Annotated in this window: 20 protein-coding genes and 1 pseudogene; 5 read left to right on the top strand and 16 right to left on the bottom strand. The window is 61.6% G+C overall.

Annotation, left to right across the window (positions count from 1 at the left end; genetic code table 11):
* Nucleotides 1-124 precede the first annotated feature (124 nt).
* Nucleotides 125-499 (bottom strand): VOC family protein, encoded by a 375-nt coding sequence (locus E1958_RS14810; protein ID WP_133512550.1) that lies wholly within the window; start codon nt 497-499, stop codon nt 125-127.
* A gap of 460 nt (nt 500-959) precedes the next feature.
* Between E1958_RS14810 and dapC the strand changes: the two genes are divergently transcribed.
* Entirely contained in the window at nt 960-2,156 is a 1,197-nt protein-coding gene (dapC, locus tag E1958_RS14805) for a succinyldiaminopimelate transaminase (protein ID WP_133512549.1), read from the top strand.
* 212 nt (nt 2,157-2,368) lie between these two features.
* Complete coding sequence (gene zapE, locus E1958_RS14800; protein ID WP_133512548.1) at nt 2,369-3,469, top strand: cell division protein ZapE; 1,101 nt, start codon at nt 2,369-2,371, stop codon at nt 3,467-3,469.
* Nucleotides 3,470-4,230: 761 nt separating this feature from the next.
* On the opposite strand, the gene E1958_RS14795 is transcribed toward zapE, so the two are convergent.
* The 4 genes from E1958_RS14795 to E1958_RS14780 form a co-directional block, all read right to left on the bottom strand.
* A complete protein-coding gene (locus E1958_RS14795; RefSeq protein ID WP_243725278.1) occupies nt 4,231-4,929 on the bottom strand; it encodes a 4'-phosphopantetheinyl transferase family protein in 699 nt (232 codons plus the stop codon).
* 503 nt (nt 4,930-5,432) lie between these two features.
* Nucleotides 5,433-6,566, bottom strand: a complete 1,134-nt coding sequence (dapE, locus tag E1958_RS14790) for a succinyl-diaminopimelate desuccinylase (protein WP_133512547.1) — start codon at nt 6,564-6,566, stop codon at nt 5,433-5,435.
* Entirely contained in the window at nt 6,566-7,387 is an 822-nt protein-coding gene (gene dapD, locus E1958_RS14785; RefSeq protein ID WP_133512546.1) for a 2,3,4,5-tetrahydropyridine-2,6-dicarboxylate N-succinyltransferase, read from the bottom strand. Before dapD ends, dapE begins: the two co-directional genes overlap by 1 nt.
* A 551-nt stretch (nt 7,388-7,938) precedes the next feature.
* A complete protein-coding gene (locus E1958_RS14780) occupies nt 7,939-9,009 on the bottom strand; it encodes a cyclase family protein (protein ID WP_133512545.1) in 1,071 nt (356 codons plus the stop codon).
* Nucleotides 9,010-9,183: 174 nt separating this feature from the next.
* Between E1958_RS14780 and coaE the strand changes: the two genes are divergently transcribed.
* Together coaE and E1958_RS14765 are read left to right on the top strand one after the other, a co-directional pair.
* Nucleotides 9,184-9,789: a dephospho-CoA kinase gene (gene coaE, locus E1958_RS14770; RefSeq protein WP_133512544.1), complete on the top strand. Its 606-nt coding sequence runs from the start codon at nt 9,184-9,186 to the stop codon at nt 9,787-9,789.
* 331 nt (nt 9,790-10,120) lie between these two features.
* The gene (locus E1958_RS14765) at nt 10,121-10,501 is read left to right on the top strand and encodes an FUN14 domain-containing protein (RefSeq protein WP_133512543.1); all 381 of its coding nucleotides are present in this window, start codon (nt 10,121-10,123) and stop codon (nt 10,499-10,501) included.
* Nucleotides 10,502-10,583: 82 nt separating this feature from the next.
* On the opposite strand, the gene E1958_RS14760 is transcribed toward E1958_RS14765, so the two are convergent.
* From E1958_RS14760 to E1958_RS14710, 11 genes and pseudogenes are all read right to left on the bottom strand, one after another.
* Nucleotides 10,584-11,252, bottom strand: a complete 669-nt coding sequence (locus E1958_RS14760) for a thiol:disulfide interchange protein DsbA/DsbL (RefSeq protein WP_243448532.1) — start codon at nt 11,250-11,252, stop codon at nt 10,584-10,586.
* A gap of 224 nt (nt 11,253-11,476) precedes the next feature.
* Nucleotides 11,477-12,388 carry a 4-hydroxybenzoate octaprenyltransferase gene (gene ubiA / locus E1958_RS14755; RefSeq protein WP_133512542.1) on the bottom strand — a complete coding sequence of 304 codons (912 nt, stop codon included), beginning with the start codon at nt 12,386-12,388 and terminating at the stop codon, nt 11,477-11,479.
* A gap of 608 nt (nt 12,389-12,996) precedes the next feature.
* Nucleotides 12,997-13,623 carry a Rieske 2Fe-2S domain-containing protein gene (locus E1958_RS14750; protein WP_133512541.1) on the bottom strand — a complete coding sequence of 209 codons (627 nt, stop codon included), beginning with the start codon at nt 13,621-13,623 and terminating at the stop codon, nt 12,997-12,999.
* Between the two features lie 408 nt (nt 13,624-14,031).
* Nucleotides 14,032-14,829, bottom strand: coding sequence for an adenosylcobinamide-GDP ribazoletransferase (locus E1958_RS14745; protein ID WP_133512540.1), 798 nt, complete (start codon nt 14,827-14,829; stop codon nt 14,032-14,034).
* Nucleotides 14,811-15,455, bottom strand: a complete 645-nt coding sequence (locus E1958_RS14740) for a histidine phosphatase family protein (protein WP_243725277.1) — start codon at nt 15,453-15,455, stop codon at nt 14,811-14,813. Before E1958_RS14740 ends, E1958_RS14745 begins: the two co-directional genes overlap by 19 nt.
* Before the next feature lie 115 nt (nt 15,456-15,570).
* A pseudogene (cobU, locus tag E1958_RS14735) lies at nt 15,571-16,089 on the bottom strand (bifunctional adenosylcobinamide kinase/adenosylcobinamide-phosphate guanylyltransferase); the annotation flags it as partial.
* On the bottom strand, nt 16,090-16,812 hold the full coding sequence (locus E1958_RS14730; protein ID WP_133512537.1) for a hypothetical protein: 723 nt from the start codon (nt 16,810-16,812) through the stop codon (nt 16,090-16,092). It abuts the pseudogene before it with no gap.
* Nucleotides 16,813-16,980: 168 nt separating this feature from the next.
* Nucleotides 16,981-17,508, bottom strand: coding sequence for an Hsp20/alpha crystallin family protein (locus E1958_RS14725; protein WP_133512536.1), 528 nt, complete (start codon nt 17,506-17,508; stop codon nt 16,981-16,983).
* Nucleotides 17,505-18,005 (bottom strand): hypothetical protein, encoded by a 501-nt coding sequence (locus E1958_RS14720; RefSeq protein ID WP_133512535.1) that lies wholly within the window; start codon nt 18,003-18,005, stop codon nt 17,505-17,507. Before E1958_RS14720 ends, E1958_RS14725 begins: the two co-directional genes overlap by 4 nt.
* A gap of 91 nt (nt 18,006-18,096) precedes the next feature.
* The gene (locus E1958_RS14715) at nt 18,097-19,860 is read right to left on the bottom strand and encodes a coiled-coil domain-containing protein (RefSeq protein WP_133512534.1); all 1,764 of its coding nucleotides are present in this window, start codon (nt 19,858-19,860) and stop codon (nt 18,097-18,099) included.
* Between the two features lie 394 nt (nt 19,861-20,254).
* Entirely contained in the window at nt 20,255-23,407 is a 3,153-nt protein-coding gene (locus tag E1958_RS14710; protein ID WP_207787862.1) for an efflux RND transporter permease subunit, read from the bottom strand.
* A gap of 970 nt (nt 23,408-24,377) precedes the next feature.
* Here E1958_RS14710 and E1958_RS14705 point away from each other — a divergent pair.
* Entirely contained in the window at nt 24,378-26,543 is a 2,166-nt protein-coding gene (locus E1958_RS14705; protein WP_133512533.1) for a formylglycine-generating enzyme family protein, read from the top strand.
* The last annotated feature ends 349 nt before the right edge of the window (nt 26,544-26,892 follow it).

The following is a 26,892-nucleotide window of genomic DNA, read 5'->3' as shown; positions in this document are numbered from 1 at the left end:
ATGTGGAAGTATAATGGCATCGATGCTCCTCTAGGCATTCTCTCGCGCGGCTTAACGCAACCTACACTGCCGGGAGCAACTGGTTAATCGAAAAGAAATTGATACACACTCGCCCTGGAATGTACTAGGCGGTCTCCATAAGCTCCAGCGCATTGCCGTCCGGATCCCTGCAAAAGATTGCAGGACGGCCGGAGCGGCTGCGGGTGAACGTGATGCCGGCCTGCTCCAAACGGAGCGCAAGCGACGCCACATCTTTCACCGCCAAGGCCAAGTGACGGTCCCGTCCACCATGCTGTGGACGCCCCTGTAACGGGTCCGGATTGGGTAGCTCTAAGAGATGGATCTGCTGATCGCCGACCCACAACCAAGCCCCCGGATAACCGAGATCCGGACGCTGCTTGTCGGGTATCAACCCCAGCAGACCACGGTAGAAGACGAGTGACCGCTCCGTGTCCGCAACGATCAAGCTGACGTGGTGGATGCGAACTTCTTCGGGCATCCGATAATCCCCCGTTTCACATTCGATCGCGCTGCCGGCACGCGCGGCCTCGCGTTAAGTGTAGGTTGGGTTAGGCGCGCTGCCTGATCCCGAAGGACACAAACAACGTTGAACGCGCCGTAACCCAACACGCCGGACTTGATAACGGCAGTGGCTCAGTTTGAAAATTTTACGCTTGGCCGCTCACTTTCCGGCCCATTTAACGCCAGGACGCAAGGGCGCCAAGACGCAAAGTTTCTTCGTTCTTTCTTTGCGTCTTGGCGTCCTTGCGTCATTGCGTTTTTTCGCAATTTCCGTTTTTTCGCGAACTGAGCCACTATCCAAATAACCCAGGACCGCGCCCGGACAGGCACGGCGCCGAACGCAGCGTAACGCAACACGACCCTCGGATCCATTTTTACCAGACAGCTTCTTATACTATATAAGGACTCCTGCCACTCAAGACGCCACTCTGCATACCATGAACCCGGATTTGGATCGTCTCCAGCCCTACCCTTTCGAACGGCTTGCCGCGCTGATCGCCGGTGTGGAGCCGCCGTCCGGATCGGACCGGATCCTACTCTCCATCGGTGAGCCCAAACACACTCCCCCGGCCTTGATCGCGGAGGCGATGAGCGCCCATTTACAGGGTTTGTCCATCTATCCGAACACCCGCGGACTCCCGGAGCTACGAGCGGCCATTGCACACTGGCTCACGCGCCGCTTCAACCTGCCGGATGGGGACATGGATCCGGAACGCCAGGTATTGCCGGTGAACGGCACCCGCGAGGCCCTGTTTTCCTTTGCTCAAGCCGTCGTGGACCCAGGCCCCGATCCCCTGGTGTTGATGCCCAATCCCTGCTACCAAATCTATGAGGGAGCGGCCCTACTGGCCGGGGCCCAACCCTACTACTTACCCTGCACCGAAGAGAATCGCTTCATACCGGATTTCGATTCCGTGGCCGTGGATATCTGGCGGCGTTGTCAGCTCCTCTACATCTGCTCACCGGGGAATCCCACCGGGGCGGTCATCCGGCAAGCCACTTTGCAGCGGCTGATCGCCATGGCCGAAGCATACGATTTCATCATCGCTGCCGACGAGTGCTACTCGGAGCTCTACTTCGACGAGGCGGCGCCACCCGTGGGGTTGCTCCAGGCAGCCGCGGCCATGGGATACCGGGATTACCGACGCTGTGCGGTGTTCCACAGCCTGTCCAAGCGATCCAGCGTGCCGGGGCTGCGCTCGGGCTTCGTCGCCGGGGACGCCCGGATCATCGAGCGCTACTTCCGCTATCGCACCTATCACGGCTGTGCCATGCCCCTACATCACCAGTACGCCAGCATCGCCGCCTGGGGCGACGAGGGGCATGTGGTTGCCAACCGTCGAGCTTACCGGGAGAAGTTCGACGCGGTCCTGGCGATACTGGATGGCCTGCTGCCCGTTTCCCGACCGGATGGGGGCTTCTATCTGTGGCCGTCGACCCCGATCGAGGATACCGAGTTCGCCCGCGGGCTGTTTGCCGAAGAAAACCTGATCGTCCTACCGGGGCGTTACCTCTCACGCGAAGTGAATGGGGTGAACCCGGGTGCCCGGCGTCTGCGTCTCGCCCTGGTGCCTCCTCTGAATGAATGCGTGGAAGCGGCGCAACGCTTGCGGCGCTATGTCGATTCTCTGTAGGCAATCGGTGTCGGGGCGAAGCTAAGAGGCTATCTAAAAACTAATACAGGGAACTCCAGAATCCTATCTGGAATCAGGGTTCGATGGAGGCAAGCTCGTTAACGGAATCAAGAACAGTCGGTGATGGTGAACCGATTACGACCGATTTGCGTTGATTCGCGTTCATTTGCGGCAAAAAAGAATTTCCTAACCATACGCAGCTCCTCAGCACCATGACACCCCTTGAAAGATACCAAGCCGATCTGGCCCGAGAAGATTTCGAGCATGATCCGAAGCAGGCGGCGGTGGTGCGGGCACTGCAACAGGTCTACGAGGAGCTGATAGCCAGGGAGCAGGACGACCGCGGCGGGCTTTTCAAGCACCTGAGATTTACCGCCCGCTCCCGCCTGGATCCGGTACGTGGCCTCTATCTGTGGGGAGGGGTAGGACGCGGCAAGACCCATTTGGTCAATGAGTTCTACAAGGCATTGCCGTTTCCCCGGAAGCTACGGGTCCATTTCCATCTGTTCATGCTGGACCTGCACGGAGAGCTGAAGAAGCTGCCAGCTACCCCCGATCCCGTTCCCCTGGTGGCGGAAAGCCTGTCCATGCAGTTCAAGGTCCTCTGCCTCGACGAGTTCCACGTCACCGACATCACCGACGCTATGTTGCTGGGCCGCTTGTTGACGGCCCTGTTCGAGCGCGGCGTCACCCTGGTCACCACCTCCAATATCCACCCGGACGATCTTTACCGCGACGGGTTACAGCGCGAGCGCTTCGTACCCGCCATCAAGCTCATCAAGGATCACACCCGGGTCATCTGCCTCGACGGGGATGAAGACTATCGGCTCCGCTCGCTCGAACATGCGGAGATCTATCATTTTCCATTGGACGCGGAGGCCGACAACAGCCTACTGAAGGGCTTTCATGGACTACGACCGGAAGGCGTCGTGGAAGGGGGGGAGATCGAAATCGAAGGCCGGCCCATCCCCACCGCCCGGTACGCGGACGGGATCGCATGGTTCGACTTCAAGGCCCTGTGCGACGAGCCCAAGGGCACCATCGACTATATCGAGATCGCCCGCTGCTTCCATACGGTCTTCATCGCCAACATTCCCCAAATGGGCGATGAGGAAAAAGACCAGGCCGCGCGCTTTATCCGCCTAGTGGATGTCCTCTACGATCATAATGTGAACCTGGTCGCCTCCGCCGCCGCTGCCCCTACCGAGCTCTATATCTCGCGTTCTCCGCTCGCGTTCGACTTCACACGCACCGCGAGCCGTTTGGAAGAGATGCGCAGTCACGACTACCTGGCCCGCAGCCATTTGCCCTAATCTGGTCGGCCCTTCGCCGTCACACCCCTCCGCCGTGCGCCGCCTACTCTGGCCGCTGCTGACTGCTGTCCCATCACGCCCGGCGGTGCCGGCCCGCGCGCGGCCCGCGTCACGCTCGGGTCCGGTGGTCATTCCAACCCTTTCACCCTGGCCCTCCGGCCGGCTCCCATGGCAACCACCGCCCCCTTCGGGTTCGATGCTGACGCCAGCCCTTTCGGACTGGCCCTCACTGCGACTCCCCTCGGGACACCGACCGCCAGTCAGACAGCGCTCCCCGGATACGAACTTGAACTTTCCGCCGCCTTTACCCTCTCCCCGGGACCTGGCGGCCTTCGTCAGCTGATGCTGACTCACCCGCGGACCCAGCCTTCTCTGCGGTTTCTGTTCGTCGGCTCGCACGTTTGCACTCGGGCTTCCTTCCGACATCCCCGCGCCGGTTTGCCCTTGCCGTCGGCTCGTCGTTACCGTCGTCTCAACGGCCATTCAGGTACTCCTACACGGGACTTACACCCCATCCGTTCATGCCCATGCCGGGCGTACATCCAAAGCGGCGGCCGGATTGTGCTACCTGGCCGACCCCCCGCTTATGCCTGGCGCTGTAGGTTCCGGTAAACATCGGGGTCAGGTTGCCGCCGCACTCCAAAACGTCCGGTGGTACCCTTCCATGATCCTTGGCAGTCCGGAATCCATAAAGAGCCAAGAAATTTATACGCGCCTGCCCTGATGTGTATTGCACCGAACTATTCATGCGTGACGCGATATCAGTCGGCACTCAAGGTCATGGTGACCCACTCCCCCACCGGCGGCAGCCGTCCGCGCGCCACGGCAGCGATGAACCCGGGCTCGGGTACGCAGTGCTCGATCTGCAGGGCATCCTGAGCCGCTGGCTGGTGACGATCGAGGAGACCACGACCGTCTGCCTTGACCTGGGCCTCGAGAGCCGTCCAGGCAATGTGAAACTGCTGCAGTCGGTCTTCCGGGGTCGCGGCGGCGATTCGAGCCGCCTGCTCGGGGGTGAACATCCTCTCAGCGATGGCGACCATATCCCCCCGGTCCCGTATCTGCTCGCAGTCGACACCGACCGGCGCGCCCACGGAAAGGGCCACCAGGGCCAGATCGCCGCTGTTCGTCAGGTTAAATTCGAGACCGGAGGCGGTATCTTCGAGGAGCGGTTTTCCCGCCTTGCCGTATTGAAATCCAATCGCCTCGGGTTCAACGCCGAGGTAACCGGACAAGATCATACGCAGCCCGGCCTGGGCGCGTACATAGCGTGCGCGGTGGCGGTCGAACCTCAGCTTCGCGACCCGCTCGGACTCCCGTTGAGACAACAGAGGCCACAGCTGCGCAAGCGGCGCACCCTCGCATCCGGTGCAGATCTTCCACAGATGCAGCCCACCTGGGGATAAACCGGGTGGATGGGCCGCCGAATGCCAATAGTCGACAGGGGGAACGGCCTCCAACGATAAGCATCCGAGCGATCGATGAAGAGGGGTCATGAAAGTAATCCGTTTTTCTTTCTTGGTCGGAGTCGCAAAAGGCACTGATCTTCGCCCTTTGACCCCCTCTCCCCAACCCCTCTCCCGGCGGGAGAGGGGCTTTTGCGACACCCTTCAAGGGGCGGGGAGGATTCATTGCAACGCCATTAAGGTGAACCTTCGTAATTGTTCAACCGCAGGAGGGCATCTATGTAGCGATCGGTTTGGTCGAGGCCCCACTGCTCCGCAGAGTGGATCCGGATGTCTGTGAGGTCCGCCTCTGCCCTCGCCGAAAGACGATAGGTCGTTTAACCGCACGAGTTCGGCGACCTTCCGCCTTGATTGTCCCAAAAAACTTCAGTCCGCCGTAGGCGGATCGAGGTACAAACCTCCATCTTCCAGATGGATTATCTTCAATCGGCGGTTGAGTCCGCTGAGGGCCACTTTAGTGGCCCAACCTACCAGCTTCAGCTGGTAGTGGTTGAGTGCTAACCTCGAACGAGCAGCCTGTCCAAAATGCGGCCGTAGATGTGCGAGAGGCGTGTCAAATCCTGTACCTCGACGCACTCGTCGATCTGATGGATGGTGGCATTGACCGGGCCAAGCTCTAACACTTGGGCCCCGGTCGGTGCGATGAAACGGCCATCCGAGGTCCCGCCTGCGGTCGAGAGTTGGGGTTCTATCCCCGTGATCTCGGCGATGGCGGCGCGCGTCGCGTCCACCAGGACCCCCTCGGGGGTCAGGAATGGATTGCCGGAGAGGCGCCAGTCGAGGTCGTAGTCGAAGTCCCCTCGGTCGAGGATGGTCGCGACCCGGCGCTTGATGTCGTCCGCGTCGAGCTCGGTGGAAAAACGTAGATTAAACTGGGCCTCGAGCCGACCGGGGATGATATTGTCCGCACCCGTGCCCATGTTGAGATTGACGACCTGGAGGCTGGTCGGCGGAAAGCAGGCATTCCCCTGGTCCCAGACCTGGTTGACCAGCTCGGCGAGTGCCGGTGCGCAAGCATGCAGGGGATTTTTGGCCCGCTGGGGATAGGCCACGTGTCCCTGTTTGCCATGCACGATAAGCTGGCCGCTGATGCTGCCGCGTCTTCCGTTCTTGATCATATCCCCCAGCCGCTGGTCGCTGGATGGCTCTCCCACCAGGCAATAGTCGATCTTCTCCCCCCGGGATTCGAGCCTTTCTACCACCTTTAGGGTCCCGTCCCGGGCCAGGCCTTCTTCATCGCTGGTGATCAGAAAGGCGATGGAGCCGGCCGGGTCCGGGTGCGCGGCGAGGAACCCCTCGGTGGCGGTGATCATGGCCGCGAGGGACCCCTTCATGTCGCAGGCGCCGCGGCCGTAGAGCCGGCCAGCGCGGACCACCGGGTCGAACGGGTCTGAGGTCCATTGCTCCAGTGGTCCGGTCGGCACCACATCTGTGTGGCCAGCGAAGCAAAACAGGGGCCTGGCATCGCCACGGCGGGCCCAGCAGTTCGTCACCTCGCCGCAGGGTAGGGGCTCGATCTCGAATCCCAGATCCGCGAGCCGCTCGCACAGGAGTGCCTGACAGCCCGCGTCCTCGGGTGTTATCGAGGGGCGACGGATCAGCTCGGCGGCGAGCTCCAGCGTAGCGGACATCAGTCCCTCAAGAGCTCGTTGATCTCTACCTTACTGCGGGTCTGCTCGTCGACCTGTTTGATGATGACGGCACAATAGAGGCTGTGGCTGCCGTCTTTGGCCGGCAGGCTGCCGGGGACCACCACGGCGCCGCGGGGGACTCGACCGAACCCGATCTCGCCGGTCTCGCGGTTGTAGATCTTGGTACTCTTGCCGATGTAGACGCCCATGGAGATGACGGCACCTGCTTCGACGATGACCCCCTCGACGATCTCCGAGCGGGCGCCGATGAAGCAGTTGTCCTCGATGATGGTGGGTGTCGCCTGGACCGGTTCGAGCACCCCGCCGATCCCGACGCCGCCGGACAAGTGCACCTTCTTGCCGATCTGGGCGCAGGAGCCGACCGTGGCCCAGGTATCCACCATGGTGCCTGAGTCCACGTAGGCCCCGATGTTCACGTAGGAGGGCATGAGCACGCAGCCGGGCGCGATGTAGGCGCCGTGGCGGGCGGTGGCCGGCGGTACGATGCGGACGCCCTCGGTGGGGAAGTCATAGGGGGGATTACGGCGGGCGTACTTCGGGGTCACCTTGTCATAGTAATCGGCGTAACCGCCCGTAATGAGCCGGTTATCCCGGATGCGAAACGAGAGCAGCACCGCCTTCTTCACCCAGTCGTTGACGGTCCAGTCACCGTCACGCTTCTCGGCGACCCGCAGCGCGCCCTTATCCAGTCGATCGATGGTCGCGAAGACCGCATCGTACAGCTCCGTTTCCACGTTGCGTGGCGATAGATCGGATCCTTTGTCGAAGGCCGCTTCGATAATTTTTTGATGGTTGCTCATTAGATCACTCCCAACGTCTGATTAGCGTCGTGTTGCGTTGCGCCGCGTTCGACGCCGTGCCTCCTAAGCGTTTTCGCGCGCGGCTTAACGCAACCTACACACAAAGCGAGGTCCGCGCGGGCCGGCCGCACGGCGGGGGACCCATGGGTAGGTTGCATTAAGACGCCGGCACCGGCGCCACAGTCGATCAGCGAGCCTTTGAGCGTCGTAACGCAACCCGTCCAGTCCCCCAAACAGCGCCGAATCATTCAGGATTGCTGAAAAAAGGATGGTTCCTTCCCCATCCCCCCGCAATCCGTAAGAGAGCCAGGATTACCTCTTTTTGGACAAAAATTGATTCAACTCTTGTAGCTTTTTGGGATGCTCCCGCTTTCTCCGCTGCTGCTCAACGGTGGACAGGAAGCGCCCCCGCTGAAGCCTCAGGTTTCCTCGGCTCAACCTGGAAGTGCATTTCTTTTCCAGGAAATCCTGAAAATCTTCCGAAATTTCTTGATGAGAAATTGCCATCATAAATTCCCCTTCATAGTTTTATCGAGACCCTATGAGATGGGCTAATAGATTGCAACCGGATTGCCGGGCGATCCTGTAGCGCCCTTGATCTTGAGTGGTGCGTAAACGAATAGGAACTCATAGATCTTGTCGGCGATCAGCTTGCTCAGATCGAGATTCTCCAGGCCCCAGATGCCACGTTTTGTTTGCAGGCGAATGTGACATTCAAAGGGTTGTCGATTCTCGCCGGTGAAATCTCTCAGCACGGCCTCGATAGACGAACTGTCAGACCCGTTCAGGCTGATCCCGCGTTCAGCAAGGTACTCGCAAGCGGAAATTCCAAATCCTGGTGTACCTGCATTGAATGCCGCCACCCGTCGCGCTTTCTCGGCGGCATCGAAACTGTCCCAGTCCGTCGGATGCCACAGATCACCGTGGCCGGTATACAGAAAGACACAATCGCCTGGGTTGATTTGATTCAGGCCCTGCTGTTTGAGCATGGTGCGGACATCGGTATCGGTAACGATACCCGGATCCTCGGCATCATTGCTTTCAGGAATCGGCAATCGACGGCCGCGCAGCGCCACGGCATCCAGCACGACACCTCGACACACGAAGCCCTTTTCGGCTACGAACTCGACGCCTAACGGACCCAACCCGTAGGCAGTGATATTCTCATCTTCAAGAAACCGGCCGTTGTAGAAAAATTTGCCTTGCGAGGTCTGCACACCAATATGCCCCGGCCCGTCGAACTGGGTGCCGATCTGCCCCAGCTCGGCCGCGACATACTCGTCGTTATAGACGAGTCGCTGCGGTCCGAAAGGGCCACCGGTCGGTAGTCCGGGAATCATCATGCGCCAGCTCCGTCTGTCGAATGTCGGCATATCCTGGGCATAGACCTTTCCCAGCGTGACCACCTTACCCTGCTTGACAAGGCCGACCGCACGCAGGACAACCGCCGGGGTAATCCGATTTGCCGCACCGATCTTGTCTTGGGCGCCCCATTCGCTCGGCGCCCAGTTTTCCCGCAGCGGCTCATCATTTACGCCGGCACTCGGCTGTTCTGCCGCCAGCTGGGAGGAGCCGAGTGTTATCACCACGAACAGCTGGAGACCAAAATAAAGATCGCGCATAGGTGTACCCCCAAGATCAAGCCTGGATAGTCGTTAAATTATAGTAGGTATAATTGTTTTTAGAAAAATACTCTCTTCTGATTCTACATATGGAACTAAATAAGCATAGTCATTTACAGCTACAACAGAAACCAGTTGGTTTGGGTAACGTTTCCGATACGAGGATACTCACATATGTTGGTCGTAGCCCTGACCGGGGGGGTGGGCAGCGGCAAATCCAGCGTCGCCGCCCGCTTGAGCGGGATCGGGATGCCCGTTATCGATGCCGATGCCATATCCCGCGATCTTACGGCCCCGGGCAGCCCGGTCCTGGATCTGATCGCGGAGGCATTCGGCGCCCGTTTTATCGACGCCGCCGGACACTTGGATCGGGCCGCCATGCGCGCCCTGGTCTTCTCGGACACCGCGGCACGCGCGCGTCTCGAATCGATCCTGCACCCGCGGATCGTCTCGGAAATGCAACGGCGGTTGGCAAAGCTCTCAGCACCCTATGCCGTGCTGGAGATCCCCCTCTTGTTCGAGGCCGGGCAGACGGTGCTCGCCGACCGCATACTGGTGGTGGATCTTCCCGAATCGGAGCAGATACGCCGTGTCCGGCACAGGAGCGGTCTGGATGTGGCGGAGATCCAACGCATCATCGACAGCCAAGTACCCAGATCCCAGCGCCTGGAAGGCGCGGACGACATCATCGACAACAGCGGCGATCCGCAAGCGCTCGAAGAGCAGGTGAACCACCTTCACCGCTATTACCTGGAGCTCGCGACCACTCGATACGCTTGACCGAGACCCGATACCTTTGCAGCTACCTGTCAGGTCCCGGATGATTAGATGGTGCTGATATTTAGTGTTCCGATTCCGATTCCGATTCCGATTCGGAGATTCGATGGGCACGCTTCGCTTGGTGCATCCTAACCAACAGCCACGGCGCGGAAATCTCCGCGGAATGACCGAAACCTTGAGATCAGTTTGATGGACGCTTGCTTTGCCCATCCTACGTGGGTTCGCGGTTGGTTGTGTCCTCTCCGCCCAAGGTTGGCACGTGCGTTGATCCCCTGCGGGAAAGCCGTTAAGGTTAGGGTAGTTTTCCGCACCATCGAAGGGGACTATGCTGATGCTTGACGGTATCCTGCAAACACAACCGGCATTGCCTCCTTCACCTCCAACGGCGCCGGCGGCAGGAGAAGCTGACCTCTTCTCGTCCGGATTCTTCCTGCGGCTCGGCTTCTCTTTTATGGTGGGTCTGGCCGTCGGCTATGCCCTCAAGGTCGCCTTCAAGATCGCGCTGGTCGTGGGCGGTGTGCTGCTGGTCCTCTTGTTCAGCCTCCAGTACAGCGGCATTATCGAGGTCAATTGGGCCGGGATGGAGTCGAACTATGACAGCTTCGTCGATTGGCTGACGGCATATAGCGGTGCACTGAAAGATTTCATTGCCGATAATCTCTCCAGCGCCGCTTCCTTCACCGCCGGCCTGCTTCTGGGTTTGCGTTTCTAACGGCCTGAGCGGACTTGTCTATCTGTCGCAACCTGTTCGATTCGCAGATTAGGCGGATTTTCACGGATTCTCTCGTTTACCATCAGGAACCGTCCGACGTGACCGGTGGGGCTTCTGTGGTCGGTATTTCTCCAGCCGCCGGCTGACCGGCCTCGATTCCGATCAGGTAGTCGATTACCTGGACCATCTTTTTCCTGCTGCCGGCCTGGGCAGGGCTGGTGCGGTATTTGCCGTTGACGATCACCGTGGGTACGCTGTCGATGCCGAAGCCTTTAGCCCTCTCCCGTGCCTGCTGCACCTGCATATTGACGGCAAAGGAGTTGTAGGCAGCGCGGAATGCTTTCCCGTCGATGCCCTGCGCCTCGGCGAAGGTCACCAGGGCATCCTCGTCCCAGATGGCCTGTTTGTCCTCATGCAGGGCGCGAAACAGGGGCAAGTGGAACTGTTCGCCCTTCCCGATCTGCTCCGCGGCGTAATAGGCCTTGGCGTGGGGCTCAACCCTGGCATTGAAAATCACCGGCATGCGCTTGAACTCGACGTTCTCGGGCTTGGTCGCGAGCCATTCCTCGAGTGTCGGCTCCAGATAGAAGCAATGCGGGCAGCTGTACATGAAGACCTCCAGGACCTCGATCTTCTCCCCGCTCTCGGTAGGTTGGGGCCTGGCCAGCTCGGTATAGTCGATCCCCTCATCGATGGCCCAGGCACGGACCGCAATCAGCATGCCGAAGGCCACTCCTAGTAAGGCGTTCATTCTCATTCTCATCGCTTTCGTTTCTCCTCTGTTTGGCCGGAGACCGGCAACCCCATCACCCTTAGATTGGATGAGTCCCTAGTACCCCGTTTCACCTAGGTAGGTTGCGTTAAGACGCCGGCATCGGCGCCACTGCCCGTAGCCCAACATCCACATCTATCTGTGTGCAGGAACACACAGGCAGGCAGCGAACCGTATCTTTCCTCCAAACCGCGTCAAATCATTCAGGATTGCCAGCCCAGGGCATAGTCCGCAGCCAATCCGAGAAACACGGCCATCCCCAGATAATTATTGTCAAGGAAGGCCCGGAAGCAAGCCGCGGGCTCACGGTTCCGGATCAGATACTGATGACGCACGGCCAAGGCAGCGGCGACGCTGAGGCCGACGGCATACCAGGCGCCCCGCCCTGCCAGATATCCCACGTAGGCCAACAGGCCCAGCAGCAACACCTGCAACAGGCCAATGATCAGGCGATCATAACGACCAAAGAGGATGGCGGTGGATTTGATTCCGACCTTCAGGTCGTCCTCCCGATCCACCATGGCATATTGGGTATCGTAGACCAGGGCCCAGGCCACCGCAGCGCCGAACAGCAGCCAGGCCGACGCGGGCACCGATCCGGTGACGGCGGTGAAGGCCATGGGCACGGCCCAGCCGAATGCCGCCCCCAGGAACAGCTGGGGCACGTGCATATAGCGTTTCATGAAGGGATAAACGACGGCAAGTCCCAGGGCGACTACCGACAGGGCAACGGTCCGCCAATCGAGAAGCAAGACCAAAGCAAAGGCGGCCAGGCTCAGTACCAGGAATACCCCCAGGGCCTCCCTGGGATCAATGAGACCAGCCGCAAGCGGCCGTCCCCGGGTGCGGGTGACCTGGCCGTCGAGATCCCGATCCGCGAAGTCGTTGATGGCGCAGCCTGCGGAGCGCATCAGGACTACTCCGGCCACGAAAACGAGCAGGATCCCCCAGGGCGGGTTTCCCTCCCCTGCAATCCAGAGCGCCCACAGGGCAGGCCACATGAGCAGGAAAATGCCGATGGGCCGGTCCAGACGCACCAGCTTGGCATAGAGGACCAAGCGCTCCCGCCAACCCGGGACACCTGGACGCTCGATCTTGATTTCAGGAAGATTCATGGCGGGTAGTGGTTAAGGTTTAAATGGAAACATCGCCACTAGCAGTAGGTTGGGCACGCCACGTGCTGCATTCCCTCTGCCAGTGGGAGAGGGGCGAAGCTCGTAGGTTGGGCAAAGCCGCCAGGGACGGCGGCGTGCCCAACAAATCATTTAAATATTAAGGCTCTTTATGGATTCCGGACTGCTTTGGAGTGCGCCGGCAAAGCGGCGCGGCCGCATCGAACCTCAGCCACGGGGGATACCAGCGGCGTTGGCCGGGAATCCGGGCCCTTAGGTTCCACCCGCGCCGCGGCGACGGCGCTTTCCCCTGGCCGCAACACCTGTGCTGGGAACGGATACATCGCCAAATCCAAAGCGGCGGCAGGCTCGTGCCATTTGGCCGATCCCCTGCTTATGCCTAGCGCTGTAGGTTCCGGTAAGCATCGGGGTGAGATTGCCGCCGCACTCCAAAACGTCCGGTGATACCCTTCCATGATCGTTGGCAGTCCGGAATCCATAAAGAGCCAATATTAATCACTACCTCATGGCAAAATACGATCGAAACTACGAACCACACGAATCGGCGCGAATCGACGCGAATCGATTTTCGCTCATGCCGCCGATTCCACCTACCAATAGGCGAGCAGCTGACCGTCTTCGAGCTTGTGCTCGAACTCCCGCAAGGGTCGGTTACCGATCCGGGTGCACTCGCCGGTCTCGGCATCGAAGGCCCAGTTATGCTTGGGGCAGGTGAGCTTGTTGCCTTCCAGGGCGAGCTCGGGGATATCCGTTACCTGATGGGGACAGCGGGAGTCGAAGACCTTGATCCGGTCGCCCGTGCGGGAGACGAACAGGTGGCGGCCCGCGGCCTCGAGAAAGCTGATCTCCCCTTCCGGCAACTCCTCCAGGGCCCCGAGCCGATGCCAGGACGGCTCGGCGTCCAGGTTCTCCGGGCGGAACTCGGGGATGTCCATGTCGAGCAGGATCTCGGTAGCCCAGACGATCTTGGCCAGACCCAGGACCGGGAAGGCCATCAGCAAGGCGTCGATCACCTCTTGGGGGGTGGCACCGTTACGCAGAGCCCGCGTGAGGTACTGTCGAAATCCGGGTTCGGTCTTGACGGCCACCTTGGTGATGACGGAGATCAGGTCGCGCGTGCGGGGGTCCAGGTGGTCTCCGGCCTTCTTGAGAAACTTGAAATAGGCGCCCATGGCATCGGGGCGGACCTTGAGCAGATAATTCAGTGCGTCGCTCATGAAAGTCTCCTGGGGAACGGGTTGGGTTGATCCCGCTCGTCGATAACGGGGAGTATTCGCTAAAACTCCGGAATAACGCGACCGGATTACGGGATGGGCAACGACGCGTACCTAATCGAAGAGGAGGACCGACGGCTCTCGATGGGCCATAGGGAATACGTTCTCTGGCTCCCACGTTCCAGCGTGGGAGCAAGTCCAGACGCTCCAGCGTCGAAACCTTGTCCCGACGGAGGAGGGATCTTGGCCGCTAGAGCGGCCACATTTGCGTTCCCACCTGCCTGCCGCAGGCAGGCGCTGGAGCGTGGGAACGAGCCAATACCTCAGCCATCTCGGCGTGTGGAATCAAACAATCATTTTCCCCTATTGCAACCACCGGCTCGACTGGTATAGATCAGGAAAATGGCGTCTTTACGAAAAAAACACGACTGCCGCCAGCATCAGGGCCTCGCTCAGCTCCACCAGCGCACCGGCGGTATCACCGCTGAATCCACCCAAACGGGTCATCACAAATCGCCGTAACAGCAGGAACAGGACGCCCGCGGCCACGACCAAGCCAGGCCACTCCGTACCGAGGAACAGCGCCGACGCGACCAGGGTAACGACCAGCCAAGCCCAGGCAGCGGTCCGCGGCAGATGGGCCCTGACCACGGCCCCCATGCCGTCTGGACGTGCGGAGGGCGTGGTTAGAAACAGGATCAGCAGCTGCGTCCGCGCCAGGACCGGAATCCAGATAAGGCTCACCACCGCACCCGTGGTCATCAGTGCGGAGAGTGCCGCCCACTTGCACAGCAGCACCAACACCAAGGCCATGACGCCGAAGGGCCCTGAGCTGGGGTCCTGCATGATTTCCAAGGTGCGGTTCCGGTCTCCCAACCCCCCGATCCAGGCATCCGCGGTATCCGCCAGCCCGTCCAGGTGCAAGCCGCCGGTGAGCCCTACCCAGGCGACAAGCACCAACGCGGCGGCCAGGCCGTAGGATGGGCTATGTCCACCGAAGGCCGCTCGGTTCGGATCGGGGCCACTAAATTCCGCCGGCAGCATGGACAGACTCCAGACCATCAGCGCCCAAACCATCAATCCGAGGAGCAGCCCCACCAACGGAAAAAAGACGGCAGAGTGACCGAGATCCGGGTCGGAAACAGGTCCCGGGTCCGGCATGGGCAGCCGGGTGAGAAAGCGAGCGGCGATCAGGAAGCTGCGCCGCATGGCTCCGCCCCGCCATGGAACATCAGGCTCGGACGGCCCTCCCCTCCCGGCACCCGCAGACGGGTCCGACAGGCGGGCGGGACCTCGATCCGCATCAAGGCAGCCGCGGAGAGGTCCAGGATTTGCCCCAGGATGACGCGGATGACACCGCCATGGGTCACCACCAGTGGGAAATCCGTCCGGTGCCCAAGTATCCGGTCCCAGCCCCTCAGCACCCGTTCGCGCAGGGCCTCGAAGGGCTCGGCGCCGGGCGGCGTGAATCCCGCGGGGTCGTCCCAGAACCGCTTCAGCTCGGCGCTCGGCAGCTCGTCGGCGAGCCGATTCTCCCAGGCCCCGAACCGCCGCTCGCCCAGCTCCGGCAGCAGCTCCAGGGACAGCCCGTGCCGCGCCGCCAGCTCCCGAGCCGGCTCGGCGCACCGGCGGGCCGGCGAGCTGAACAAGGCATCGTAGGGTGGGCTATGCCCACCAGCCTCCCTCCCGAGTCCCGCCACGACCGCACGCATCTGGTCAAACCCGCGGGCACTGAGCCGGTCGTCAGCGGCACCCCGAAATCGCCCCCCACCCACCACCGCGCCATGGCGCAGCAGATCGACAAAGCGGTCATTCCCCACCCGACTCGCGCTCACGCGACCACCTGGGTACGGCTCTCGACATTCCAGCATCGAGAAGCGTCGCGGCCTGCTCGCAGCCGACACCCGTCGGATGGGCCGTGCCCATGGCCCCTGCCGCGGCTGCCAGCTCCATAGGTGGCCCCTTCAATAGCTGGGGTAATCCGGCGACGACAAGCACCACTCGGTCGCAGCGGACGGCGAGTGCCTGATGGAGCAGGCCCGCCTCGTCACAGTAGCGGCGACCGATTTCACCCAGGGGAATGACGCCCATGTTGGTCTCGTTGCCGACTAACACGAGGTCGCCGGCAAGCGCCGGCAGGGCCTCCAGCAGGGCGGTACGCTCAGACCCCAAGCGCGCAGGGTCCGCATGGGAGAGCAGATTCGTAAGCCACAGGGTGAGACAGTCCACCACCAGGCAACGCCCGGGTTCGGCCAACTCCCCGAGCACCTGCCCCAGCGCAAGCGGCTCCTCCACCACCAGCCAGTCTCGGGGACGATGCCTGCGGTGGGCCTCGATACGGCGCACCATCTCCGCGTCCTCCGCCACCGCGGTAGCCACATAGACGACCTGCCGACCGCTCGCGACGGCGAGCCGCTCGGCCAACCGGCTCTTGCCGGAACGCACACCGCCCAGGATCAGGGTTTTCACTTACCGGCAGGGTTCGAAGAAGGCGTTGTCCATCGCCTTTTCACATTCGGCGCCCGTCGGTGTCAGGGCCTCCGGATCCGCGCTCCGAAGCCGCTCATCGGACTCCATTTGCAGGAGCTGACGCGCGGGATTACAGGCCTGGTGGGCCTCGCATTGGTCCGCCTCCCCACACACCTTCTCCACGAGCTTCCTACAGGCCGTTTGCTCCGACCCTGGTGTGGAGGAATCACAGGCCGGGAATGCCGGATTTGATAGGGCCTCCCGACACTCACCGGCCGACGGGGTAAGCGGCCAGGGCGCCGCGGCGCCGGGCGTTCGGCCTTGTTGCTCGCGCTCCATGCCCAGCAGCTGACGGGCCAGGATGCAGGGTTGACCGTGGCGGCACTCGTCATGGAAGCCGCAGACCTTGCGCACGAGCTGGTCGCAATAGCGCGTGCCCATACCCGGCTCGGAGCCGGGCTCTTCGGCCCAGCTGTTTATCATCGACTCGGTGGGTATCGCCTGGCCGTCGCGGATAATGACCACCGAGCCGTCCTCGAGCCTGTGGGTACCGTCCCACAAGGGGGCCACGCCGCCCTTGTAATAGCGCATGGCGCGATGGGAGTCCGGGTCCACCTTCAACCGGCTGCCGTCCTGGAGCGTGCCGGTCCATGGATCGGCCCGAACCGACCCGATCGCTGCGACCGGAAGGCAGATAACCAGGAGCAGCATCCAACCGCCCATGAATGTTCGCGTGGAAGAAACGGGAAGTAACCACATGGCTCAAGGATTGGAAACACCCAATTGGTGTTATGTGACCTTGGCTCAAGCATAGCAAATTCGGTCACATGTTCTCTAACCTTTACCTGGACCTGCGGGCTACCGAATGATAATCACTGCTGAAACATAACCTTAGACCGCGGAGTGCTCGCGGTTATGACAACGTATCTCCAGGACGCCGTTGTTACATTTGCTTTCCAATTGCTCGGGGCGGTAGCTACGCGGCAGCAGTATCTCTTTTCGATAGCGCCTGGTGTCGGACTCGGCGCGGATTTCGAGCAGGTCGTCACGGATGTCCAGGTGGAGATCCGCGGCGCCGATGCCGGGCATCTCGGCCACTACCAGGGTGTGATCCGATTCTTCGAAGACGTCCACGACCGGCTCGTAGGTTTCATGGACGCGGGTCTCCCCGGTCTTGGCGTCCGGGCGGATGTTGCCACCGGGCTTTACCTCCAGGTTCGCGTCCTTGCCGAGCCCCACCTTGACCGCAAAGCCGAAGACCCCTTGGGCATCCCTGCCGACCTCGCCGGTTCCCCTGGCCTCACCACCCTGTCCCCAGACCTGCTGCAACCGATCCAGGATCTCGGTGAGACCTTCCAGCATGCCTGTGATGGCCGCAGCCCCCGTAAGTGTGCGCTTGTCGTCCCGTTCTGCGTTCATGTCGAGGTCCCCTGTTGGTGACCACCCAGCGGGTTGGGAAATCCCTTCCATGGGGGTTTCAACGCGGTGCTCGCAAAGTGCCTCCGGTCACCAGCTACCAGTCGCCGGCTTCCGCGCTCGTTCCCACGCTCCAGCGTGGGAATGCCGTCTTGTCCGCTCCCGCGGACGCAGCTCCTCGGTGCTGATCGGCGTTGGCTGTAGCCTACCGAGGCGCTTAATCGACGCTGGAGCGTCAGATCCCTCCTCCGTCGGGACCAGGTCTGCTCCCACGCTGGAGCCTGGGGAGCCAGCCGACACTGCAAACCCGCCGCCGCTTTGGATTTGGCAACGCCTCTATCCCCGGCCAGGCGTTGCGGCCAGGGGAAAGCGCCGTCGCCGCGGCGCGCGTGGAACCCGAGGCCCAGGTTCTTGGCCAGCGCCGCTGGTATCCCCCGTCGCTGAGGTTCGATGCGGTCGCGCCGCTTTGCCGGCGCACTCCAAAGCAGTCCGGAATCCATAAAGGGCCAATCCTTAAATGATACGAGGGTAGGTTGGGTCGCTGTGCGGTTCGGCGGATTGAAGTCTTCCGGGACTATCAAACCTAAAGAGTTACCACCATCGGCGCTTGATCCCGCTTTTACTCGCCTCGATCTTGGCTTCCTGTTCAGCGATCAGTAGGTCGATGCGTTTCTGAAGCCTCTGGTTGCGCTGCTCCATGCCGCGGATTTTTATCTGCGTTTCCTGCCTTTCCAGCTCGAGGCGGTGCTGCGCCGCGGCCCGGGTAGATTCGATCTCGGCGATCTTCGCCGCGACCCTGGCCTCGGCCTCTCCGCGCATCCGGTCGGTCTCGGCCTTGGCGCGGCGAATCTGCTCCCGATACTCGTTCTCGACCGCATGTTTTTCCTGCTCCAGCTTATGGAGCCGCCGGTCCTTTTCCTCTTCTAACTCATGCCCCAATGTCTGCTTGTAGTGCTCGAGGTCGGCTCGACCCTTTACCCGCCGCTCCTCCAGCTCCAGCTTCCGGATTTCTTGCTCCTGTCGCAGGTGGTCGAGCTGCGCCTGGCGGCGCCAGGACAAGGGGTCAGTGTTCAGGTAGGCATCGGCAAAGCTCACGGGATCGAGCAGCTGCTTGCCGGTCTCGGATGCAAACCCCGGGATATCGCTGTAATACCCGTTCCGGTAGTGCCGCCACTGCTGTTGCAGAGTGTCGTTGAGATAGAAACGGACCGCCCGGGGCTCGAATATCTTGAGCGCGATCAGGGACAGGAAAAGGATACCGAGCAGGGCCTGGGACAGACCCTCGATGGTCTTGAAATGGTCCAAGGCACCTTGGGCCAGCCTGCGATCCTCCTGGCGCAAGGTCTCCAGGATGCGCACTCGGGTGCCGATGGTGTCCGCAGGAATATCCAGGTCGTAACCTTGCGCAAACGCGGGTAAAGACAGAGCGGTGGATTCGGCCTGGATCTTCTGGCGTTTCGCTGTGAGGTCAGCGATCTGCCGGTCGATCGCGCCCAAGGATTCGCGTTTCCCGGCCAGATCCTCCGTGATGGGCGCCAGCGCTCGGTCGCGTTCAGCGCGGAGGTATCTGGCTTGCGCACGCGCCGCCTCGACCGCAGCCAGGGCCTCCCGCGCCTTGGATCCGATGCCGGGGCGGCGTCCCCCGACTCCGGCCCGTTCGTCCTCGAATTCCTGCTGATAGGCCGCGGCTTCACGCTCGTAGTCTTTAATGGTCGGGGCCCTGTCTTGCCTGATCGTATCCGCCTCTTTCTCAAGCGCCTGCCGCTCTTTGTCCAGTTGTTCACGCCGTGATTTGGCTGCTTCGATAGCCTGGTCCTGGAGGCGGACCAGCTCCTGCTCCTTGGCTGCGCGCTTGGCGGCGACCTCGGCCTGGTAGACATCTCGGATCTCATCGGAGCGGATCACCTGGGTCAGGAAGGGCGCCGTGATGAGCAAGGAGATGAATACGATAGCGAGGCGCACGGCGACCCCAAACCACCAGCGCAGGGTTTCGAACCGAGGGGCATCGGAGGTCCGGGCCGTGAGTCCTTTTACATCGGAAGCACTCGACCAGACGGGCCGACGGGTGGACCGAAAAGGTTTTTCGGAGGTGATGAAGGAGACATCGACGATCCAGATGACGGCAAAAATGCCGACAAAGAACAGCGGGGCCAGAATCACCGCCAACCAACGTATGCTTTGCGGCACGAAATACTGACTCACGGTCGCCCAGACCGTGCCCTCCACCAGCGACATCAGCAAGATGATGACGAAAGAGAAGGCGAGCCACAGTGCCGCCAAGGGGGTCATCATACTGCTGCCGTAAGGCCGCAGCGTCGCATACCGCCAGAAATCAAAGTCAGACTGTGTTGTCACAACTCAGTCCCCGCCATTCGTCTCATTAGGCAGCTCCATAACAGAACTTCACCGGCAAAATTTTTGTGAATTAAGGAACAAAAGATAGCATGAACCCGCTCCCTCGTACCTCATTTCACCCTATTTGCCTCTGGCTCCCACGCTCCAGCGTGGGAGCAAATCCAGACGCTCCAGCGTTATGAAACCTTGGCCGCTGGAGCGGCCACAACGGCATTCCCACGCTGGAGCCTGGGAACGAGCCATGAGGGCATCGTGGCCGCTCATTCGCTCCATAACTCGTTGTTTTAGATTGCAATAATGTGGGGATACCTCAGGCACGAACCCACTCCCTAGTACCTGCCCCAAGCAGTGCTGCACGGCCGCTCGGAACAGCGACCACCGCGTTAAGGTCAGATTATCTGGCCCCCAACAATCGATAGACCAAGGGCACCAACACCAGCGACACCAGGGTGGAGAACAGGAGTCCGGAGACGATGGTCACCGCCAGGGGTTGCAGCAGCTCCGAGCCCTCGCCCAAGGCCAGGGCCAGGGGCAGCAGGCCCACCACGGTCGTCAGGGTGGTCATGAGGATGGGACGCAGGCGCAGGCGAGCGGATGCGACGATGGCTTGGAGCTTGTCGGCACCCTGGCGGCGCTGGATCTCGATGAACTCCACCAACACGATGGCGTTGTTGACCAGGATCCCCGCCAGCATGATGAGCCCCAACCACACGGGCATGGACAGCGGCAGCCCGGTCCACTGCAACCCCAGGACGACGCCGATGAGGGCAAAGGGCACGCTGAGCAGGATGATAAAGGGGTTGCGCAAGGACTCGTATTGCACAGCCATGACGACCAGCACCAGAAACAGGGCCAACCCCAGCAGCAGCCGGCCCAAATCTTGGCCTTCCTGCAGGGTCTCCAGGCTACCTGCCTCATAGAGGCTGTAGCCGGGGGGCAGCTCCAGCGCTGCGGTGGCCGCCAGGGCGCGTTCCAGGGCCTCTGCCAGACTCAGCTCCGCACCCAGGGAGGCGGTGACCTCCACCATCCGTTGCTGGCGGTCGCGCATAATGACGGAGGGTTGGGGCAGGATCGCGACCTGGGCAATATCCCCGAGGCGGATGGGGACCCGGGGTGGCGTCTTGCTGAACAGCAGGATGGATTCGAGCGCTCCCAGGGTCCCCACATCGCCCCGGTCGAGACGCAGCAGGACATCGATGCGGCGATCCTCGGCGATAAAATCGGTGACCACCTGGCCCCCGAGGGCGAAGCCCAGCACCTTGCCCACGTCTTCCACATCCAGGCCGTAGCCGGCGGCCCGCTCCCGGTCCAGCCGGATGGACAGCTCCTGGGTCAAATCCTGGTTGGAGTGGCGGACATTGCGCAGGCCCTCGATCTTTTGCAAACGCTCCACGACCTGGTCGCCGAGTGTCTCCAGGGTCGCCAGCCGGGGGCCCTTGATGCGCAGGCTCAGGTCGTCGTCCCCGCGGTTGAGGCGGATGCCGCGGATGCCTCGGGTGTACATATACACCCGAAGCCCGGGGATGCGCTCGGCGTCGAGCAGGGTCCGCATGCGGGCGATCCAGTGGTTACTGCTGATCTCCCGTTCCGCCGCGGGTCGCAACTGGATCTGGAGACTCGCCCGATGCGTCGACTCAAATTGAGAACGTCCGAAGATGAAGCCGCCGACGGTGGTAAAGATAGTCTGGACCTCCGGCTGGCGGGCGACCAGATTCTCGACCCGCCGGGCCAGGGCGTCCATCTGGTCGAGGTTGATGCCGCTGTCGGCGGTGAGACTGATGCGCACATCGCCCTCGTCCAGCTTGGGCAGAAAGATCTGCTTGGCCTCGCGCAGCCAGGGAACGGTCAGGGCCAGGCCGGCCACACAGGCGACGATGACCAGCCAATGGATCGGCAGCAGCCGCTCCAACAGGCGGCCATAGCCGTCCTGAGCGGTCTGGAACATCCGGTCCACCAGCCGCCGCGCGGGGCCCTCCCGGTGCACCGGTACCCGGCCAGCTAGGGCGGGCACCAGGGTCAGGGCCACCAGCATGGAGGCCAGGATGGCGGCGGAAATGGTGAAGATGAGCTCGCGGAACAGCAGCCCGATCAAGCCGCCGACGAACAGAAAAGGGAGCACCGCCGCCAGATTGGTGGAGGTGGCGGCGACGATGGCGCCCGTGACCTCCCGGCTCGCCCCGTCCGCGGCCTGCTCCGGGGATTCCCCCCGGCGCTGGTGGCGGTAGAGGTTCTCGAGCATGACGATGGTATTGTCCACCAGCATGCCGATGCCCAGCGCCAGGCCGCCCAAGGTCATGATGTTGAAGGTGAGCCCGAAGGCGGCCATCAGGATAAAGGTGACCAGCACGGCGATAGGGATGGCGCTGCCGATGATCAGGGTCCGGCGCAGGCTGCCCAGAAACAGATAGACCACGGCCATGGCCAGCAGGGCGCCGCCGGTGGCCGCGGTGACCGCGTTGTTCAGGGCGCGGCGGATATAGCGGGCCTGGTCGTCGACCTGCGCGATGGCGATGTCTGGCGGGATCTGTCCCTGCTCCCGCAACCGGTCGAGTTCCCGCTCGACCCGGTCGACCACCGCCACCGTATTGGCAAGGGGCTGTTTCTGGATGGACAGCTTGATGCCCGGCTGGCCGTCCAGGCGGATGCGCAGGCGCTCCTCGGCCGCCCCGTCGATGATCCGGGCGACCTCCCCCAGGCGCACCAGCGACAGGGGGTCGTCACGGTCCTCGCCGGGCAGGGGTAGATCCAGCAGCTCCTCCACGCTGGCGAAGCGGCCTTGGGTGCGGCCGCTGAGCTCCCCCTCGGTCATCCGCAGGCGACCGGCCGGGATATCCTGATTGGCCTGGCGCAAGACCTGCTCGAGATCCAGCACGTCCAGCTCCAGGCCGGCCAGCCGATATTGGTCGGCGTTCACCCGGATTTCGCGTTCGAGCCCGCCCCCCACCTCGGCCGCGGCCACCCCGTCCAGGTTGAGCAGGGCCCGGCTCAGGTCGTAGTCCACCCAGGCCCGCAGCTCCACCGGGTCCAGCAGCGGGGAGCTCACCACATACTCCGCCACCGGCAGCTGGAAGGGGTCCCGTTTGTAGATGATCGGCGGCTCGATGTCGTCCGGCAGGAAACGCTTGGCCCGGTCGAGCCGAGAGCTGGCATCCTGCAGGGCCTGGTCCACATCGGTGCCGTAGGCGAACGACAGATCCACGGCGCTGCGCCCCTCCTGGGTCTGAGATTGGACCGCGATGGCGCCCTCGGTGATCGCCAGCTGCTCTTCCAGTTGGCGCGTGACCTCGTCCTCCATGACCTTGGCGGGGACGCCAGGATCCAGGATGCGCACCCGGATGTCCGGGTAGATGATCCGCGGCAGCAGATCGATGTTCAGGCGCCCTAAGGCAAAGGCCCCCAGCACCATGACCGCCAGAGTCAGCATCACCACCCCCACCGGGTGACGCACGGACCAGTTAGAGATATTCGCGTTCACTTCACTACCGTAGGATGCGGTGAGCGCGGGAAATCCTTCCAGGATGGCACTGCCGGACGGCGCGAACCGCATCGATGATACTGCACAAAAATCTCACGCCTTGTCGGTCGGTTGAAATCGGGATCGAAATCGGGTACCAGAACGAACCGCACCGAAGAACCACGGATAAACACGGATAAACACGGATAAACACAGATCACAATCCGTGTTTATCTGTGTCCATCCGTGGTTCTAATGCAAGCAATGGTCTCCGTATTTTTACTCTGCTGCACTAGGGATGGCCCGTGCCCAACATCCAACCGATCTTCAAGATACCAGGTTGCAGGAGTTCCGAACCTCGTCACCGGAGTATGGACGGCCGCAACCCGCCGTTCGCATACGCCAGCTCACCACATTTAATCCGCAGCTTACACAGATTTCCGCAGATGAAATAATCGGCGAAAATCTGCGTAATCCGTGGATAAAAAGCGCGTAGATTGGGCAAAGGGCTAGTGCAGCGTAGTAGAAATCCTAATGCCATTTGTTAATTGGACTTGTACCAGAACGAACCGCACCGAAGAACCACGGATAAACACGGATAAACACAGATCACAATCCGTGTTTATCTGTGTCCATCCGTGGTTCTAATGCAAGCAATGGTCTCCGTATTTTTACTCTGCTGCACTAGGGATGGCCCGTGCCTAACATCCAACCGATCTTCAAGATACCAGGTTGCAGGAGTTCGGAACCTCGTCACCGGAGTATAGACGGCCGCAACCCGCCGTTCGCGTACGCCAGCTCACCACATTTAAATCCGCAGATTACACAGATTTCCGCAGATGAAATAATCGGCGAAAATCTGCGTAATCTGTGGATAAAAAGATGCCTTTTCTCCATGCTCAATCCGGCGCTCAATCCGACCTGGACCGCTCCGCGGCCCGTCGGGTGGGCTGTGCCCACCGGGTAGGCTGAACACCGTATATCGGGCGCGGGCCGTCCTAACAAATTATGCCTCTTTTCCCTGTATCCTCTGTGGTTCAACACGATTCGCCGGAGGCGTGCCATGCACGAACTGATCCCATTCATCGCCAACGACCTGATCAAGCCCCTTGCCAAAAAGCTCCAGGACATGGGAGAGAAACGTAGCGCGGAGCTGAATGCGATCTATGACACCTTCGGTGATCCCCGGCCACTGGCATCCTGCTACATCGAGCCCCGCGTCCAACACCACAATCCGGCGGACCATCACGAGGACGAAGAGGCCATCTCCTACGTGCGCGCCCCGGCCTTCGAGACGCTCAACCACTTTCTAAACAAGAATACCCCTTTGAGAGGCGGACACACCCAGCTATTCGTCCTCTCGGATGCGGGCATGGGTAAGACCTCCCTGTTACTCATGCTCAAGCTCACGTCTCGCTCTTGGCCTCAGCCCTATAGCTGTACGCTGCTCAAATTGGGCCCGGACACCCTGGAACGACTCCGGGCGCATCCGAACAAGGCCGACACAGTGCTGTTGCTGGATGCCTTGGACGAGGACCCACAGGCCTGGGGACGCATCCAGGAACGGCTGGTGGAGCTGCTGCAGGCCGGCGAGTATTTCCGGCGCGTCATCATCTCTTGCCGCACCCAGTTCTTTCCGGAAGGGAGCGCCGACCCCTTCGGCCGTCCGGGCCGGGTGGAAATCGGTGGCTTTACCTGTCCCATGTTGTATCTCTCCCTGTTCGACGACGAACAAGTGGAGCAATACCTCGCCAAGCGGTTCCCGGATCGGCTCAGTGACCGCCTGCTGTTTCGTCCTAACCCGACCCGGGTGCGTGCTGATAAATTGGTGCGCCCCATGCGTTCGTTGCGCTTCCGGCCCCTGCTGCTGGCCCATGTCGAAAACATCATCGAGGAGGAGCAGGATCTGCTGGCCGCAGCCACTGCTGATAGCGGACTTGGGAATGGCGAATCGGATTGGAATGTCTATCGAGTCTACGATGTCCTGGTCCAGGCCTGGCTGTTACGCGAGGAACGCAAGCTCGCTCGCCAGTTGCGCATCGAGGCACCACCGACTATGGAAATCCTGCGCGCGCTCTGTACCCTGGTTGCGGTGCATCTACAGGTCTCCGGCGAGCGCACCCTTGCCCGCGACGCGCTCGCCGCGATGACCGAGCAGCATCCCGCGCTCAAGCACCTGAAAAGGTTTGACTTGGGTGGACGCTCGCTGCTCAACCGCAATTCGGAGGGGGCATACCGCTTCTCCCACTACAGCATCCAGGAGTTCCTGGTGGTACGCGCCCTGGACGAGAAAACACTCGACCTTGATCAGGGCGAGCTGAATCTAGGCCCCCCAGCGCCCGAACAGCCTGCCCAAGGGTTACAGGTGCTCCAACCGCGGCAACGCCTGCGGCTGACCGACCAGATGCTCGAGTTCTTGGCACATACGTCGGTTGTGTTGGATACCGGCACCCTTGACCTCTCGAGCGTCCACGTAGAGGGTTGGGTGGGACTCGCGATCCGCGACCGGCTGGCGGACGGGAGCTTGGGCCCGATCATGCAGGCCATTCCGGCCGGCAGCTTCCGGATGGGATCGGCGGAGCATGACGAACAAGCGTATCATTACGAGAAGCCCCAGCATCAGGTCACCCTAGATCATGACTTCTTCCTGGGTCGTTATCCGGTAACCTGTGCGGAGTTCGACCGCTTCTGTGACGCGGTGGACCGTCCCCGACCAAGGGATTGGGGGTGGGGACGTGGGAACCGGCCCGTGATCGGCGTCAGTTGGAAAGATGTGGTGGCCTACTGTGCCTGGCTCTCCAAGCAGACCGGTCGGCACTATCGTCTGCCCACCGAGGCCGAAGGGGAGTACGCCGCCCGCGCCGGCAGCCAGACCCCCTGGTCGTTTGGGGATCGAGAACAGGATCTCGATCTGTATGCCTGGTTCTACCAGAACTCAGGGGACCGATCCCAGCCGGTAGGGGCGAAGCGCCCCAATCCCTGGGGCCTGTTCGATTGCCACGGCAATGTCTGGGAATGGACCCAGGATTGCTGGCACGAAAATTACCAAGGCGCCCCCTCCGACGGCAGTGCTTGGGGGGAGGAGAACCACGGCGACTGTACCTGGCGTGTGACTCGCGGCGGTGGCTGGTCCACCCTTCCACAGAACCTCCGGTCGGCGGTCCGGTTCTGGTACACCACCGATGAAGCGTTCAACAATCTCGGTTTTCGTCTCGCCAGGGCATTGTGACCCGCTGTGCTCTGTTCTTTTTCTCGTTCCCACGCGCTGCGTGGGAATGCAGAAGCTCCGCGCCGCGGAGAGCATCAGGCCAGTGTCTGGCATTCGCATACACGGGAATCACACCTGCCGGCGGTCCGGCGTTATCTGGTGCGGACCAGAGGGCGTCTGCTCTGAGCGTTGCCGCCAGCTGGTCATGGGGTCTGTAAGCCGTCTGAAAGACGGCGGTCCCAGCCGGCCTCGCGTCCCCGGAACCGCCGATATGTTGTCGGCCCCTGGGACCGCCGACATTCTGTCGGCCCCTGGGATCGCCGACATTCTGTCGGCTCCCGGGACTACCGATATTTCGTTGGCCCTTCCG

This window comes from Candidatus Thiosymbion oneisti (genome assembly GCF_004359955.1).
In the GTDB taxonomy this organism is placed as follows: domain Bacteria; phylum Pseudomonadota; class Gammaproteobacteria; order Chromatiales; family Chromatiaceae; genus Thiosymbion; species Thiosymbion oneisti.
Note: the sequence above shows the minus strand (reverse complement) of the source record. Positions and strands in the feature narration are given on the sequence as shown.